Genomic DNA, 1,334 nt, shown 5'->3' with positions numbered 1-1,334 from the left:
CCGACGGCGACGATCTTCTGGTGGTGCTTGGGGCCGGCGAGCGTGCCGGAGACCGAGACTTCCTGGCCGTCGCCGAGGGTGCCGCGCACGGTGACCACGTTGCGGTGGTCCGAGGACTCCGAGCTGGTGGTCAGCCGTACCTCGACGCCACGCTCCTGCGCGAACAGCGGGGCGTTCACGTAGGAGACGGTCTCGTCGACCACGTCCTCGAAGACGCCCTTGAGCGCGGAGAGTTCGAGCACCTTCACGTCGTGCTGGGTGATCTCGCCGTACACCTCGACGTCGAGACGGACCGCGACCTCGCCCGCGAGCGCGGTGAAGATACGGCCGAGCTTCTCAGCGAGCGGCAGACCCGGCTTGACGTCCTCGGCGATGACGCCGCCCTGGACGTTCACCGCGTCCGGGACCAGCTCACCGGCGAGCGCGAGGCGCACCGAGCGGGCGACGGCGATGCCGGCCTTCTCCTGCGCCTCGTCCGTGGAGGCACCCAGGTGCGGGGTGCACACGACCTGGTCGAGCTCGAAGAGCGGGGAGTCGGTGCAGGGCTCCTTCGCGTACACGTCGAGGCCGGCGCCGGCGACCCGGCCCTCCTTGAGCGCCGAGTACAGCGCGACCTCGTCGACGATCCCGCCGCGCGCGGCATTGACGATCCGCACCGACGGCTTGACCTTGTGCAGCGCCTCGTCGCCGATCAGACCCAGGGTCTCGGGCGTCTTGGGCAGGTGGACGGTGATGAAGTCGGACACTTCGAGGAGCTCGTCCAGCGAGAGGACCTTGACGCCCATCTGCGCGGCCCGCGCGGGCTGTACGTAGGGGTCGTAGGCGACGACCTTCATGCCGAACGCCGACATGCGCTGGGCGACGAGCGCGCCGATCCGGCCCAGCCCCACGACACCCAGGGTCTTCTCCGCGAGCTCGACGCCCGTGTACTTGCTGCGCTTCCATTCGCCGTTCTTCAGGGCCGTGTTGGCCTGCGGAATGTGGCGGGCGGTGGCGAGCAGCAGACCGCAGGCCAGCTCGGCGGCGGTCACGATGTTCGAGGTAGGGGCGTTGACGACCATCACGCCGGCCTTGGTGGCGGCGGAGACGTCGACGTTGTCCAGGCCGACGCCGGCTCGTGCGACGACCTTCAGCTTCTTCGCGGCGGCGACGGCCTCGGCATCGACCTTCGTCGCGGAACGGATCAGGATCGCGTCGACGTCGGCGATCGCGGGCAGCAACTCGGCGCGGTCGCCGCCGTTGCAGTGCCGGATCTCGAAGTCCGGGCCCAGTGCGTCCACCGTCGCGGGCGACAGTTCTTCAGCGATGAGTACGACAGGTTTCGAGCTCACGTG

Annotated in this window: 1 protein-coding gene; it reads right to left on the bottom strand. The window is 69.5% G+C overall.

Going from position 1 to position 1,334, the window contains the following annotated elements; translation table 11 throughout:
• Positions 1-1,331, bottom strand: a 1,331-nt coding sequence (gene serA, locus C6Y14_RS43830) for a phosphoglycerate dehydrogenase (RefSeq protein WP_107022514.1), incomplete at its 3' end; no start/stop codon positions are given.
• Positions 1,332-1,334 lie beyond the last annotated feature (3 nt).

This window comes from Streptomyces dioscori, assembly GCF_003024195.1.
Lineage (GTDB): Bacteria > Actinomycetota > Actinomycetes > Streptomycetales > Streptomycetaceae > Streptomyces > Streptomyces dioscori.
Note: the sequence above shows the minus strand (reverse complement) of the source record. Positions and strands in the feature narration are given on the sequence as shown.